Origin of the sequence: Christensenella sp. (assembly GCF_034927525.1) — a bacterium.
GTDB lineage: Bacteria > Bacillota > Clostridia > Christensenellales > Christensenellaceae > Christensenella.
Window position 1 is genome coordinate 1 of sequence record NZ_JAYFPU010000360.1, and the last position, 15184, is coordinate 15184.

The following is a 15184-nucleotide window of genomic DNA, read 5'->3' on the forward strand; positions in this document are numbered from 1 at the left end:
GTCTGATGCGTTCCGGACGCAATATTATTGCCCCTGTCTTCATATACCACCGCCTTGATCGTCGTCTAACCTATGTCGATGCCCATCAAATATCCCATACTTTTTTCACCTCTGTCTGTTTACGCCAACTTAACACAAACCGACGCTGCCATCCGCAGCGCCGGCCTGTTATTTTTTATTGTCCCGTCTTGATCGGTTCGCTTAAAAGACCGGAATGTCCTTATCCTCCTGAATGACCTTGCTGCCATAAAGCTTTGCAAAGTTCATAAAGTCCGTACGGTAATCGCCATAGCACGTCACCTTGTGCCAGCTGAACACGTCCGCATCCCAGTTGTCGAGCAATAGCTGCGCGTCCGGCACCTCTACTGCCAGCTTGGTGCGGCACCCTTTTTCCTCCGTCACATTGCCCACAGCCATGCCTGTGTGTATGGCCATCGCGTTCGATTCGATATCATATTTCACAGTCGTGACAACATCCCCGACCGGCATGATCGTCTGGATGGATGTGCTGTTGTGGTCTTCCGAATGCGTACGCAGGAAGTACGGCTGCCGTGCGCTGTCGTCCCCATACCATTTCGTTGCCGCCGCGCAATGCGCATAAATGATCTGGTTGCGCGCCGTATCGATGACCGGGTCAGATACAAAGCCCGCGCGGTCTGTGATGTAGCGCATCACAAGCTGCGTCAGTGTCGAATCAAAATCGCCCTCACACACCGCCGTGATGCCCATATCGAGCATCGTGGAATGGCTCATGCACGGGTAAGAAGACATCTCCGTCGTATAGAACATCATGATGCAGTCCACGCTCACCGCGTCCGCCTGTTCCTCGCGCACAGCCTGGCTCAGCGCCAGATACATCTTTGCCGATTCAAAAATTTCTTCGTCCGACGGCTCGATCACGCCCTGCGAACAGGTCACCCATCCCTTGGCGACCTTACGCGCCGCTTCGTCGTCAACACCGGCAATATATTGCTCCAGATCGCGCTTCGTCTTGATGACAACGTCCACGCCAAACGTCTTTTTCAGGCTGTCGATCTTGCCTTTTAAGCCCGCTTCGCCCGCTTCATAGCGCTGCCATGTGCTTCCTGTTCCGAGCGCTTCCTTCAAAAAGGCTTCTTTATCCGCGGAGATCGGCTCAAAGTTCTTGAAAACGACCATCTTGGATTCCTTCAGTTGCTTTCTTACATGCAGCAGCTTGATCGCGCGTACCGTATCCGCAAAATCTGAAGACGCAACCACCACCACCGGCAGCTTTTTCTTGTTGATCAGCGTATTGAAGCGCACCAAATCGCCCGAGCCCGCATACAGCTCGTCAATGATCACGCCCGGCTCGTTGCGCTGCAAAAATGCGTTGACCACACCCACGCCGTGCGACGAATTGAACAGCACCACGCCGTCATACTGACCGTTGTCTTTATATCCCTCGTTTGCTTCTTCTGCATTATTGTAAAGCGCCACCGTAAAGTCACAGTTGGGCAGCTCCTTCTGCAATACTTCAAGATACCTCTGCGCAAGCCCCTCATGATCGAAATCGATGTGCGGCCAGCCCGGATATCCCTTTTTGCGCGACGCAAAAACCAGTTTGATCTTACTTCTCAGTTCCCTGTTTCCATTCATACCATAAACCTCCGTTTTTTGTTTTGGTTGTTTGGATGCGGACACCGCTTAGCGTTCCGCTCTCCCTGCCTCGATCATAACAAAAAAACCATCGGGCGTTTGTTTCGATATTCCCGCGTTTTGGTAATATATTCTGGTTTCACTCAAATTCGCTCCACACGCCATCCAGACTATCCAGAATTTTCTTATAAACCTGATATTTTTTCTCGTAAAGCCGCGTGCTTTGCTCGTCCGGATACACCGTCTGCGCGATCTCTGCAAAAACATCGGCAGCCGCCTGCACATCGCTGTATTGCCCGATCCCGATGCCCGCGCTCATCGCCGCGCCCATCGTACCGAGCTCTCCCTTTTTTGAAACGCCGACCGGCAGCCCGATCACATCGGCAAACATCTGCACCCAAACCTTGGATTTTGACCCGCCGCCCGAGATCCGTATCATCTTGAAGTCCTTTTTATATTGGTACAGCCGCTCGATGTGGTACCGGTGGCAAAATACAACGCCCTCGTACACCGCGCGCAGCATGTGCGCTTTTGTGTGTATGCCGCTTAGGCCGATAAACGCACCCTTCGCATCCTGATTGACATTTGTCCCAAACAAAAACGGCAAAAAAACGATAGGGCATTCGTCTATGGGGATGCTCTGCACCATGCCGTTGACCGCGTCGTAGATAGAACGCCCTGTCTGCTTGGCCTCCCTTGTCTCCTCCTGCATAAACCGTTTCATGAACCATTCCAGATTGACCGCCGAGGTAGAGCTCGCTTCGGTCATCAGGTACGAGTCCTTTAAATAAAAGAGGCTGCTCATAAAAAAGTTTTCGTCTCCGAATGCCTTCGTATCGATGTATTCGTTGATGCCCCATGTCCCCACGACGATACTCAGCTTTTCATTGTCCGTCACGCCCGTGGCGATGGCGCACGCCGCAATGTCGAACACCCCGCCCATCACCGGCGTTCCCTCGCGCAGTCCCGTAAGCGCTGCCGCCTCTTTCGTTACATAGCCCGCGACGTCCATCGGCCCGACCAAAGGCGGCAATTTGTCAAAATATTTGCCGATCCCCAACAGCTTAAACAGCTCCGGGTCAAACGCCTTCGTATCGAGGTTCATGCAATTGGTGCTGGAAGCCTCCGAAAGCTCCATGTTGAAATTGCCCGTCAAAAAGTAACGGATATACTCTTTACAGGTGACGATATAGCTTGCCTTATCAAGGCTTTGCGGCTCATGATCAGCAAACCACGCGATAAGCGGCGCGAGCTGCCCCGCCCACATCGACTGATGCGTCCTTTGCGCCACTTTTTTCGCCGTGCCGTCCGCATACCATTTTTTGATATATTCCTTGGCGCGCATATCGCCGCTCAACACAGGGTTGCGCACCGGCTTTCCCTGCGCGTCGAACAGGTAAATGCCGTTTCCCTGCCCGGTCATGGATATCCCCGCGATGTCGCCGCTGTCAATGCCCGCGTTTTGCACGACCTTGCGCATCACATTGATGTTTCCCTGACGAAATTGTTCAAAATCCCTTTCGTTATAACCGATGCTTGGGAAAATAACGTCGAATTTCTCCTCTGCCTGCGCGATCTCATTGCCGTCGACGTCATAGATTACCGCCTTCGTCACGGTACCCCCGCTATCGATGCCCAATAAATACTTCATAGTTTCCTCCGTTGCATTCATAAAAATCGCTTCAATATTTTGCCAGCTTCTCCCGCAAAAAAACATTTGCCTCTTTTAAGTAGGAATGGAATTGCGGGTCGTCATAGCACCACATCTCCGCCGTAAAAAATCCCTGGTAATTCATCTGGCTGAGTGCGCGAAAGCACGCGTCAAAATCCACATCGCCCGTGCCGAACGCAATGTCGCGGATCGCTTTTTCCTTGCTGTCTTTCAGGTGCATGCCTACGATATGGCGTCCGCCGGCAGCCATATCGATTGCGGGATCATACCCCGCCGCCGTGATATTTGCCACATCCGCATACACCTGTAAATACGGCGATCCGATCATCCGCACATACTCCATCACCTTAGCGACAGAATCCATAAATTCTGTGTCCATCGTCTCAAAAGCAAGGATCACGCCAAAATGCGCCGCATAGGCCACGCATTCCCTTACCGATTTTTGGAACAGCCATTTTGTATTCTCATTGTCCTGTCCATCAAGCTCGTCATATGCCGCGATATGGATCACGCGGATGCCCGCCCTGCCCGCAAACACGATCGCCTTTTTTAGCAGCTCGATCCCGCGGTTCCGCTTGTCGTCGTCCTCGCTCCCAAGCGGAAACATACGGTTTGCCGTAAAAGCAAAGGTATAGACGGGTATCCCCGTTTTGCGCGACGCATCATATAGCTCCCACGCGCACTCCGCCGACTCTAATCTCTTTAACCGTTCGGGCGTGCCGTCAATATTGATCTCCAGATAGTCGTAGCCGCTCTGCGCGGCAAGCCTCATCTTTTCTTCCCACGTCAGCGAAAAACACATCGCTTTTTCATACAGCCCTAAAGGCAGTTCAGATAACCTACGCATTTTCAGCTTCCTCCAGCATCAGCGAGTCAAAGTCGAGCACGACCGTTCCCGCTTCTTTTGCAGTATTTAACGCCTGCAGCATCTTTTGTTCATAGCTGGCGATCGCCTTTTTTTGCAGTATCCCCTGTTTAAGCGCTTCGCTCACCTCGTCGAGCGGGACCGCGCCCGGCTTTACCTCCGCGGAATACTGAATGAAGTGATGCCCCTCATAGGTATCGCATTCCGCAACGTCTCCCACATTCTGCAATTCTTTCACAGCCTTCTGAAAATCCGTGATCATCTTCGTGTCCGCTTCGGATACAAGCTGTCCTTCCTGCCCGTCCGCACCATATTCGCCCATTAACTCCTCAAAAGGCGTTCCGCTTTGCAGCTTTGCGCGGATCTCCTCAATTTCTGGTTCCAGCGCCGCCACCGCTTCTTCGAGCAGGATATTATAATCGCGCATCTTACCTTCGTTGTACAAAATCGCCGCTTTTCCCCTCGTTTCCGCATCCAGCGGAACTGTTATGCTTTTGATATATTTCAGGCCCTGCGGATAATATACGACGGCCTGTTCGCCCTTCTTGATAAAATTGACCGCATACACCGGATCGATATCCATATATTGTTTTTGCGCATCCAGATTCGCCTGATATTCGCTTTGCAGCTCTTCTTCCGTTATTTCGATGTCTTTGCCCCATTCGCGCTGCAGCAATGCCGACGTCACCTTTCGCTGCGCAAAGCCCCTGTATTCCTCGCGCGTAAAACCGAGACCTGCCATATACTCGTCCTCGGCTTTCAAAAGCGCTTCTCCTTCCAAAGGCTCCTGCGCGTTTTTCTGGATCACGCCGTCGATCTCAGTAAGCAGCTGCCCAAATACAGTCTCCACTTCCTCCGACTGCGCATCTGGAACAGGAATACCGCTTTCCTCTGCCATCGCTGCCGCCATATCCACAAAAGCATAGTCGTTGACAATCCCCTCGATCAGCCGATTCCAAATCTGTGTGTCCTCTTTCAAAGCGTCTTCTTCCACACCGTAATAGTCGCAGTAAAGCGCGACGCGCGCCAATATCTCTTTGTCCGTATACTCAGACAGCGCGGTTTTCAATACGGTTTTTCCTGACACAGCCGGCTCGTTTGCTTGTCCTGCCGTACAGCCGGCCAGTAAAAAGGCCACAACAAGCACCACAGTAAGCATTGATAACAACCATTTTTTCTTCATTGTTTTCCCCATATCACGCACGGTCATTGCTCCCCAGCAGCATTATTTTTTCCTTTACCACGCTTTGCAGCGCAGCGTACGGTTTTTCAAAAGCGACCGAAGGCCAGATCACCATTTGCTCCGTATGCAAAAGCGTCTGCTTGAGCGTTGTAAAAAATGCGCCGATGATCTCCGAAAACACGTTGACCTTACAAATACCCAGCTCCACCGCCCGTTTCAGGTCTGCGTCCGGCGTGCCGGAACCGCCATGCAGAACCAAAGGTACACACGCCTCCTGATTCAGTTTTTCCAGCCGTTCAAAGTCCAGCTTTGGCTCCCTTGTATATACGCCGTGCTGCGTGCCGACCGCGACAGCCACAGCGTCCGCACCCGTCTCCTGCAAAAACAGCTTCAGCTCGGACGGCTCAGTCAGTACGTCAGGACTGCCGGCGTTTTCGTCCGCCTCCTGCCAGCAGGCGCCTGTCGCGCCGTCGCCCACGTGCCCCAGCTCTCCCTCGATCGTCACGCCGCAGCTGTGTGCGTATTCCGCCGCTACTCTCGTGCTTTTGATATTTTTTTCCAACGGATATTGCGATGCGTCCAGCATCACCGACGTAAATCCATATTCGATCGCGCGCACGATCTCATCGTATGTCTTTGCGTGATCCAGATGCACACAAACCGGAACAGACGCTTTTTGCGCGACCGACCGCATCGTAGCGCCAAACACCTCCGCGCCCAGATCGTCAAGCTCGCAGGCCAGCGCCATCAATATCACAGGAGAGCGTAATTCTTCCGCCGCAGCGACGATATGTCTTGCCATCTCAAAATCCGTCACGTCAAAAGCCCCGATGGCATATTTATTCTCGCGCGCATGCTCCAGCATATTTTTCATATTTTCAACTGACATTGTTTTCTCCTTTATCACACTTGATTTCTGGTTATTGCTGCAATTCCTTCCAATTGACCGGGCGACAGCTTTGCTGCCCGTCCCATTGCTTTTTCAGCCTGTGCGCCAGCAGCACTGCCGCTCCTGTAAACGCTTCCGCCGTGCTGCCCGCCATATGCGGCGTCAGTGTAACGTTAGGGAGCGAGCGCAGCGGCGATTCCTCCGGCAGCGGTTCCCTGTCGAACACATCCAGCCCCGCCCCCTTGATCCTGCCTTCTCTCAATGCGTCGGCAAGCGCTTTTTCGTCGATCAGCCCTGAGCGCGCCGTATTAAAAAGATAAGCATCCGGCTTCATCAACGCGATTTTTTCTTCATCCATGATGTGGTAGGTTGCGTGCGTCAGACGCGCGTGCATCGACACATAATCCGCATTTTTCAGCACCTCGTCTAACGGCAGCAGTCGAACATAATCAGGGACTTCTCCCGCAAAGGGGTCATATGCAAGTATCTCCATCTCAAAGGCATGCATACGCGCCGCCACCTTGAGGCCGATATTCCCCAGCCCGATCAATCCGAGCGTCCTTCCCTCCATATCGTGCATCCTGTTGCCCGCAAGCGACTCGTCCGCCCACGCCCCGTTCCCGATCACGCTGCTGCCCCGTGCCACGTTCCTCGTCTCCGTCAGCAGCAGGCCAACGGTAAAATCGGCGACTGCGTTTGCGTTTCTGCCTGGCGTGTTATAGACCTGTATGCACCTGTCGCTCGCATGGTCGCAAGCAACATTTTCCACGCCTCCCCGCAGTACGCCGATCGCTTTTAAGTGCTTGCAATGATCGATCATAGCGCTGTTGATTGGGCAAAATTGCGTGACCATCATTTCCGCGTCCGCGATGCTGTCCATAATATAATCCGGACACGCAAACCCTTCCGGCCCCTCTTTTTCGACCAACAGGTTCTGGTTCTGCGCCTGTGTGCGATCCGTAATGTCCCATTGCACATCGCGCACATCGACCGCCTCCCCGAGCACCCTCTCAAATCCCTCTCTGATACATCCGGACGATAAAAAATAATCGCCTATCACCGTTATCTTCACGTCTTCCCCTACCCCCTGTTAAAATACGGGAGCACCGAAGCAACCCTGCTGTTATGACAAAGGCCGCCAGGTTCCCTCAATACTCCCGCTTCAAAAGCAAATGTTATTTCATCAGTGTTTTTGACCGTAGTCCTTAAAGACCTCCACCGCCTGAAATACTTCGTCGTCCGTCATCATCGCCACTTCGCCCGCAGCCTTCGCCGTCAGGTAACACTTGGCGGCGTCCTCCATATAGACCGCCGCATACAACGCTTCCTTTAAGGTGCCGCCCACGGTTACAACGCCGTGGTGCTTTAGGATCACCGCACGTTTTCCGTTTAAATATTCCACTGTCTGTATGCCCATATTAAGGCTTGCCGGGTTGCTGTACGGCGCAACGCTCACCTCGCCGAGCGTTACGTTGCAAAGCGTTGTGCAGCACGCGGGCAGCTTGTCGTCAATGAGGCCCGCCGCCGTCGCATAGGGCTGATGCGTATGGATGATCGCATTCACCTCGCTCAGATGGTCGTAGATATACACGAGAGCGATGGTGTCCACCGACGGACGCAGCGTCCCCTCGATCACTTCTCCCGCCTTATTCAGCACCAGCACATCCTCCGGCTGCATCGGCTCGTAAGGCATGCCTGACGGCGTCACGATAATATCCCCGTTGGGTTTCCTGACGCTTACATTGCCGCCTGACATCTGGATCAATCCATATTCCTTGATTTCCAGCGCCGCCTTGATGATCGCTTTTTTATCTTCTTCGTACATAACGATTTCCCCCTTTATTTGCTTACAGCCTTTGCTGTCTTTACTTTAGCCGTTCTCTTCAAAAGCCCGTTCTGCTGTACACTGTCAAACACCACCGCCGCCAGAACGATCAGGTAACGGATCAGGTCCTGCCAGAACGCCGGAACCGCGAACAACGTCAGCGCGTTTTGTACCAGCGTCATCAGCGTAAGGCCGAGCACCGCGCCGAGGATCGAGCCCTTGCCACCGTTCATGCTCACGCCGCCGATAACGGCAGAAGCGATCGCTGTCATCTCGAGTCCCGTACCCGCACTGATGGGGACGCCGGAAAACTTCGTCATATAAATAACGCCCGCGATACCCGCAAACAGCGAACAGAACATACAAGTCATAATTTTCACTTTGTCGATATTAACGCCGGAATAGGCTGCTGCCTTTTCATTGCTGCCCGTATAGAATACGAGGCGCATTGCGTACGATTTCCGTGCCACATAATCTGATATGAACGCGATTACCGCAAAAATCACCACCGTCATCGGGATAATTCCGCCGATCTGTCCCTGCCCCAAAAACTGGAATTCGGGATGCAGCTCCAGTGTGCCGACCAGCGAGATAGGCGTACCCGTCGTCATCGCGTAAACGATGCCCCGCGCAATGCCCATAAAACACAGCGTAACAATAAAGTGGGAAAGTTTTACCTTTGTGACAAGCAAGCCAATAGCCGTTCCCACGCCGCAGCACGCAAGAAGCGCGATCGCCATAGCGAGCCACGGATTGAGCCCCGCCAGAAATATCTTGGCGCAGATCGCCATGGAAAGGCACATCACCGCGCCGACAGAAAGGTCGATGCCTCCCGCGATCATGATGATCGCCATGCCGATCACGACAATGCCGTCCACGGATATCGAACTCAGTACTACTTTTATATTTGCCCAGTGCGGGAAATACTGGCTGCAGGTAATGCACATAATGATGATAAAAACCGCAATGATCATCAACAGGTTGATTTCCCGCAGCGATGTGAGTTTATTTTTTTGTTTGAGCGGCTTTGCGCCCGCCTGATTCATATTTGTCATATTGTCTCTCCACCCTTCTTAATTTTGTGTAAGCTGGTATGCGCCGGAAGCATAATTCATGATATGCGTCGAATTGATCTCCTGTCCGCTCGCTTCGCCGACGATCTTGCCTTCATGCAGGATAATGGCACGGTCGCACATGCCCACCACCTCGTTTAACTCTGAGGAGATCACAATAACGCCCAGTCCCTCGCCGATCAGCTTTCTTAAAAGCCTGTGTATCTCCGTTTTGGCCGCCACGTCAATGCCTCGCGTCGGTTCGTCAAAAATGACGATCTCCGGTTTACCCACCAATATTTTTGCGATCAATGCTTTCTGCTGGTTTCCGCCGCTTAAGTCACCGACCAACTGGCTGATATTCATACATTTGATATTGAGCTCTTTTGCCATACCGTCGGCTTTTTTCGCCTCATCCCTTGCGTCGATCATTCCCCTGTTTGTAAAATGATCCAAATACATGGCCGAAACATTATTTTTAATATCCATATCCAAAAATAATCCGCAGTGCTTTCTATCTTCCGACATATAAGCAAGTCCTTCCGAAAAAACTTCCCGCGGTGTTTTACCTATCATATTTTTATTGTGAAACTTAACCGTCCCGCTGCGTAACTTTCGCAGTCCGACAACTCCCTGCATGATCTCGCTGCGTCCCGAACCGATCAGTCCGGAAAAGCCCAGCATCTCCCCTTTATACAGTTTGAAATCAATATTTTCAAAAACACCTGCTGCGTCTGTAAGGTCGTTGACTTCTAGCAAAACATTCTCATCGCTATACGTTATCTTTTCCGCTTTTTCCGGGTAGATCGCGTTTACCTCGCGCCCCGCCATATCGTTTACAAGTTGCTGGACTGTGACACCTTTTACGTCGTATACAGAAACCATATGTCCGTCGCGCAGTACAGATACCCTGTGGCATTGCTCAAAAATTTCCGACATACGATGGCTGATATAAATGCAACCGATCCCGCGCGCAGATAAATTCTGCATAATCGTATAAAGAGCCTCCACCTCGCGTTCCGCGAGCGCCGCTGTGGGTTCGTCCAAAATCAATATTTTACACTGCATAGAAAGCGCTTTGGCGATCTCTACTACCTGCTGGCTGGAAATGGGCAGGTTGCTCACCGTATCGCGCGGGTCTATCGCATCGCCCACGATCGTGGTAAGGATTTCCGCCGCTCTTTTTTCCATTTCCTGATAATTGATGTTCATTTTCTTCTTTGCATTGATTTCGGACATAAAGATGTTTTGTGCTACGCTCACGTCCTGGCACAGGGCAATTTCCTGATGCACAAAACCGATCCCGTAGCGCTGCGCGTCAAACGTATTATGAATAGACGCCAATTCCCCCTGAACATAAATTTCGCCGCCGTTAGGAGACAAAAGTCCGTCTACAATATTCATCAGGGTCGATTTCCCTGCGCCATTTTCGCCGATGATCGCGTGGATTTCGCCCGGCCTCAAATCAAAGTTGACGTCAAACAGCACTTGGTTTTCGCCAAACGATTTGGATATATTTTTTAGTTCCATTAAATATTCGCTCAACTGTTTTTCCCCTCTTTCCCTGTTTTGCACGCTGGCAAGCTTTTAAGTCAGCCTGCGGCAGCTGCCGCAGGCTGACTTAAGCTAAACAAGCTTACTTTCGTTCGTTACGAACTATGCGTTCGGGTTACCGGGGCTCAGCATATCATCTACGCCGGAGTACCCAAGAGACGTTGCATATTTGTCCACATAGAAGTAATCCGCATTGTCTTTGTTTACAATATTGAGGCCATTATCGATCATCGGGATGTAGGTCGGGTTCAGCCCCTGTTCTTTCTTGCCGTTCATCGGCGTTACATTTTCCGGATGTGCCGCTGTGAAGAGCGTCAGCATTCCGAAGTATCCCTGCATTCCCTGATCCGGGTTGATTGCACCCCATACGTCGCCGGTCTTCAGCATATCGAGAATCTGTGCGTTCACGTCGCAGCACATGACCTTGATCTTTGTATCTCCGCCGCCAAGCTCTACTGCCGCGCGCGAAGCGCCGATCGCAGAACTTGCTTCGGGCATAAATACGCCGCTTAAGTCAGGATGCTTCTGCGCCGTCGTCATAACAGCCGTATATGCCGCATCCGGATCCTGGTTTGTCGGTTCGTCCGCAACCAGCTCGATGCCCGGATATTCTTCTTTGATCGTCGCGATAAATGTGTCAACACGGATATCATGGTTTGTCTGACCCGGGTTCCGCAGCGTCATCAGTTTACCTTTACCGCCCAGTTCTTCGCCAAACGCGCGTGCCGCGTGCTGTCCTTCTTTTACGTTGTCAGAGGTCACATAGCCCTGGCGTGCGGAATCCGGCGAGTCGGATGCAAATGTAACAACCGCCACGCCCTGCTTCACCGCTTCGTCGACCGGTGCTTTGAAAGCCTCTGCCGTTATCGGCGAAAGATAGATGCCTGTCGGGTTTTTTGCAAGGATCTGGTTGAATACCTCGACCTGCTTGTTCGCGTCATATTCTGTAGACCCGACATATTCTGTTTTGACACCCAGCTGATTTCCCGCTTCTTTGAATGTCGCATAGACCGGGAACCAATATTCTACGCCTGTACTGAATACCAGCAGGTAGTAAGATTCATCCGGCGAACCCTTGATGCCTGCGCCCGCAACCGGCGCAGCCGCGCCATCCCCCGTACCTGCGTCGCTTGCTGCCGGCGCAGACGCGCCGTCCCCCGTACCTGCGTCGCTCGCCGCCGGTGCAGCCGACTGCGATCCTTGTGCCGGCTGGTTTGCGCAGCCTGCAAATGCCGCCATCACGAACACTACGGCAAGCACCATTGCAACTACTTTAAGTCCTCTTTTTTTCATTCTCTTTTCCTCCTTTTAAATATCGAATGATCCCGCATTTTGCGGAAACTAAAATTCGGATTCCCAGAAAAGGTATATCTTTTCATTCCAAGAAAAAAATAGTAAAATTTTATTGTTTTTTGAAAATAATGCAAAAAAAATAAGCGAACGAAAAAATATACTTTTTCGTTCGCTTTCTAAGCTGCCTGATTTTTAAAATATTGTACGTTTCTTTTGCGCCGCAAACGCAAAACCACGCATCATACCTTGATTTTTTATTTTTGCTAAATTCTGAATCGTTACTGGAAATATTTGACTTGCTTAATCATACCTCTTTTAATATTCTTTTGTCAATGTCTGATTTTTAATTTTCACATATGTCCATAATCTTACTGATTTTTCCATATCAAAAAAGCGCATCCGCAGATGCGCTTTTGGGGTTCGGTTTTTTATTCGTCACTTGGAGAATCTGTTCCCTGAGCGGAGAGCGCCCCGCCGGAACCGCCATTAACCGGCGTATAATAGCTCTCGAGCATCCTCGTCATCAGCTCGTCCTCGTCCATCACAAAATAATTCAGCTTAGACGGGTTGGTCACGATCGGATCGGGGAAATTCTGCCAGCTGTCGTCGCGTTCCTCAAATGTCTCCATCTTGATATTGTCGATGGAATCGAGCTTGTCGAGCACGCCCGCCATCGCGACGATCTGGTCAAGCCCTAAGTTCGTCTGCAATACGTTGCCGGAAAGCTGCGAAAACAGCTTAGAGGCGGACTGTACCGCGCCCAGCTTCTTGATCTTCTTGGCGATCGCCATCATAAATTCCTGCTCGTGGCGCTGCCGCGACATCTCGCCGTCGTCCATCTGCTTCCTGTTCTGCAAATAAAGGCGAACCGCGTTGCCCTCCAGCGTGATTGTCTCACCCTTGCTGCCGATGTCCGGATAATCTTGGTCGAGCGTGACCTCCACGCCCCCGAGCGCTTCGGCTAAGTCCGACAGATGCTCTAAGTCGATGGAAACATAATACTGGATCGGAATGCTCAGTTGTCCGTCGATCTCAAGCAGGTCTTCCGTGGCACGCATCGTATTCTGCGGCCCCCATTTTGTCGTATCGTTACCACCGCCCAAAATATAAGCGTGGTTTAGTTTTGTCAGGTATTCCTTGGATTCCACCTTGCCGGTCTCTTGATTGACCTTATGCACGACCGTACGCGTGTCGCGCGGAATGGAAAGGAATGCTATCGTATTGTTCTCTGTATCTATCGTACACAGCATGATCATATCGCTGCGTGCGCCTGTCGCGTCCTTGACCGCCGTACCATCCCAGTCGATGCCCAACATCAAAATGCTCACTACGTTCTGGTTTTTCTGGTATTTTTTCCCGTCGATGGTCACAGTTTCCACATTGGCGTTTGCGTCAAAGTTGATATCGTCAGATGCGACAGCCTCCGGCTGTGGCGTATTAAACGCCGCGATCGGGTTCGCTTTCAAGTCTGTATAAGTCCCATAAAGCGCATACGTAACACCGCCCGCGCTCAAAACCAGCACGATCAATATGACCGTCAGTATCTTAATTCCCTTTTTATAATTCAACCGTTAGTCCTCCTGACAAGTTGGGTCAAAGTCCGTTCAATATTATAATACAAATTCTTTTATAATGCCACTGTTTAGCCAAATTTTTTCAAACATTGCCGTCCTCTATATAGTAAAGCGACAGCATCGTATCGAGCAATTCCTCATCGTCCATCAAGTAATAATACACGTCCGTATCTAGCACCGGATCGTGCATCTTGGAAGGCCAGTTATCGCTCTCATCCGCAAACGTCTGCATCGATACATTGTCGATAGAGCCGATTTTATCAAGCACGCCAGCGGTTGCCGCCACCTGATCTAGGTTCATGTTCGTCTGCATGCCAATCTCTTCTAACTTAGGCAGCAGCCTTGTTGCGGTCTGCGCCGCTCCCAGCTTTTTCACCGCTCTTGCGATGGCTTTGATAAATTCCTGCTGGTGGCGCTGGCGCGACATTTCGCCGCCCACATCCTTGCGCTTTTCCAGATAATGCCGCACGTTGTCCCCCTCAAGCAGCACTGTTTCTCCCTTGCTCCCAATGCCCGGCACATCCTGATCGAGCTCCACTTCCACGCCCCCAAGAACGTTCGCAAGGTCAGCTAAGCTCCGCAGTTCGAGCGAAAGGTAGTAATCCACCGGAATATTCAACTTATCGCCGCAGGAGAGCAGATCCTCCACCGCCAGCATCTCGTTTTCCGCGCCAGCTTCATCGCTGTGAAGCGCTCCCAGCGCATATGCGTGATTGATCTTGGTCAGATATGTCCTGTCCTGTATCTTTCCCGTTTTCTTATCCACAGCGTGCACCGTCGTGCGCGTATCACGCGGGATAGAATGAAAATCGATGGTGTTGTTTTCTAAATCGACCGTGCAAAGAATGACCATATCGCTGCGCTTGCCTGTGTCGGCACGCTCCTGCGAGCCGTCCCAGTCGACGCCCATCATCAAAATCGATACCACGTTCGGGTTCTTGCCGTACCGCTTCCCGTCGATCCTCACAAACTCCGTGGGCTGTGCGAATGCTTTGCCTTCGGCGATCACCGTCCCCTGCCCAGACGACGTCTCGAACGCCTGTATCGGGTTTGCCTTCAGATCCTGGTATCTTCCGTATAGTACCGCCGCAACAATTCCCGCGGCTACCCCCAGCGCCACCAGAACGACGACCAGTATTTTAACAATTTTTTTGTGATCCACCCCAGGCACCCTCCTGACTTTTCGCAATAACACTGCTACTTATCATAATACACATGTAATCATTTGTACCCATTTTTGCTTAATATTCACAAATTATTAAAACAAATGATGCAACTTAACACAAAAAAGAGCCGTCACATAGTAAGACGGCTCCACATTTGATTTTGTTCCATTAATATCCCTGGTTGTAATAATCGCCGCGGCGGTAATCATATACCGCGCCCGCGCTGTAAACGTCGATGCTCTCAAGCGCCTTGCCCGTACCGATCGCCACGCACGAAACAGCGTCCTCCGCCACATAGCAAGGAATCTTCGTCCGTTCGGTCAGAAGCCTGTCAAGGCCGTACAGCAACGATCCGCCTCCCGTCATGCAAATACCGTTTTCCGCGATATCCGCTGTCAGCTCCGGCGGTGTACGCTCGAGCACGCTGTGCATGGTTTCCATGATGCGGTCAAGCGGTTCCTGCATCGCCTCGATCGTCTCGTTAGAGCTTATTG

13 protein-coding genes are annotated in these 15184 nt (G+C 51.5%); all 13 read right to left on the reverse strand.

Going from position 1 to position 15184, the window contains the following annotated elements; all coding sequences use genetic code 11:
* Positions 1 to 201: 201 nt before the first annotated feature.
* Positions 202 to 1617 carry a hypothetical protein gene (locus VB081_RS14285; RefSeq protein ID WP_323401448.1) on the reverse strand — a complete coding sequence of 472 codons (1416 nt, stop codon included), beginning with the start codon at positions 1615 to 1617 and terminating at the stop codon, positions 202 to 204.
* A 139-nt stretch (positions 1618 to 1756) separates the two neighbouring features.
* The gene (locus VB081_RS14290; RefSeq protein WP_323401449.1) at positions 1757 to 3268 is read right to left on the reverse strand and encodes an FGGY-family carbohydrate kinase; all 1512 of its coding nucleotides are present in this window, start codon (positions 3266 to 3268) and stop codon (positions 1757 to 1759) included.
* A gap of 31 nt (positions 3269 to 3299) precedes the next feature.
* Entirely contained in the window at positions 3300 to 4136 is an 837-nt protein-coding gene (locus VB081_RS14295) for an L-ribulose-5-phosphate 3-epimerase (protein WP_323401450.1), read from the reverse strand.
* Positions 4129 to 5337, reverse strand: a complete 1209-nt coding sequence (locus VB081_RS14300; RefSeq protein WP_323401451.1) for a hypothetical protein — start codon at positions 5335 to 5337, stop codon at positions 4129 to 4131. The genes VB081_RS14295 and VB081_RS14300 overlap by 8 nt, the downstream gene beginning before the upstream one ends.
* Before the next feature lie 13 nt (positions 5338 to 5350).
* Entirely contained in the window at positions 5351 to 6226 is an 876-nt protein-coding gene (locus tag VB081_RS14305; protein ID WP_323401452.1) for a class II fructose-bisphosphate aldolase, read from the reverse strand.
* A gap of 31 nt (positions 6227 to 6257) precedes the next feature.
* On the reverse strand, positions 6258 to 7298 hold the full coding sequence (locus VB081_RS14310; RefSeq protein WP_323401453.1) for a 2-hydroxyacid dehydrogenase: 1041 nt from the start codon (positions 7296 to 7298) through the stop codon (positions 6258 to 6260).
* A 111-nt stretch (positions 7299 to 7409) separates the two neighbouring features.
* Positions 7410 to 8051 (reverse strand): class II aldolase/adducin family protein, encoded by a 642-nt coding sequence (locus VB081_RS14315; protein WP_323401454.1) that lies wholly within the window; start codon positions 8049 to 8051, stop codon positions 7410 to 7412.
* Between the two features lie 14 nt (positions 8052 to 8065).
* Positions 8066 to 9106, reverse strand: a complete 1041-nt coding sequence (locus tag VB081_RS14320) for an ABC transporter permease (RefSeq protein WP_323401455.1) — start codon at positions 9104 to 9106, stop codon at positions 8066 to 8068.
* A gap of 18 nt (positions 9107 to 9124) precedes the next feature.
* On the reverse strand, positions 9125 to 10648 hold the full coding sequence (locus VB081_RS14325; RefSeq protein ID WP_323401456.1) for a sugar ABC transporter ATP-binding protein: 1524 nt from the start codon (positions 10646 to 10648) through the stop codon (positions 9125 to 9127).
* 111 nt (positions 10649 to 10759) lie between these two features.
* On the reverse strand, positions 10760 to 11950 hold the full coding sequence (locus tag VB081_RS14330) for a substrate-binding domain-containing protein (protein ID WP_323401457.1): 1191 nt from the start codon (positions 11948 to 11950) through the stop codon (positions 10760 to 10762).
* A 428-nt stretch (positions 11951 to 12378) separates the two neighbouring features.
* Positions 12379 to 13518 carry an LCP family protein gene (locus VB081_RS14335; RefSeq protein WP_323401458.1) on the reverse strand — a complete coding sequence of 380 codons (1140 nt, stop codon included), beginning with the start codon at positions 13516 to 13518 and terminating at the stop codon, positions 12379 to 12381.
* An 88-nt stretch (positions 13519 to 13606) separates the two neighbouring features.
* Positions 13607 to 14686, reverse strand: a complete 1080-nt coding sequence (locus tag VB081_RS14340; RefSeq protein WP_323401459.1) for an LCP family protein — start codon at positions 14684 to 14686, stop codon at positions 13607 to 13609.
* A gap of 172 nt (positions 14687 to 14858) precedes the next feature.
* A partial coding sequence (locus tag VB081_RS14345) for a rod shape-determining protein (protein WP_323401460.1) occupies positions 14859 to 15184 on the reverse strand: 326 nt, incomplete at its 5' end.